This window comes from Cobetia sp. 2AS, assembly GCF_029846355.1.
GTDB lineage: Bacteria > Pseudomonadota > Gammaproteobacteria > Pseudomonadales > Halomonadaceae > Cobetia > Cobetia amphilecti.
Genome location: NZ_JARWKQ010000032.1, coordinates 1 through 229 on the forward strand (window position 1 = coordinate 1; position 229 = coordinate 229).

Sequence of the window (229 nt, forward strand, 5' to 3'; positions counted from 1 at the left end):
CACCGACACCAACGTCACCGACGACGGCATCACCAGCAATGGTGAAGTCACCGTCAGCGGTCTGGAAGCCGACGCCACCTGGGAGTATTCCCTCGACGGCGGCAGCAACTGGATCGATGGCACCGGCACCACCTTCACCCTCGCCGAAGGCGGCTACGCCGATGGCGTTGTGCAGATCCGTCAGACCGATGTGGCCGGCAATGTCAGCGACGCCGTGAACCTGGGCGAC

At 64.6% G+C, this 229-nt stretch carries 1 protein-coding gene; it reads left to right on the forward strand.

Features of this window, described 5'->3' with window-relative positions; genetic code table 11:
• Positions 1–229: hypothetical protein (locus QD356_RS17810; protein WP_279878503.1), on the forward strand; the 229-nt coding region annotated here is incomplete at both ends.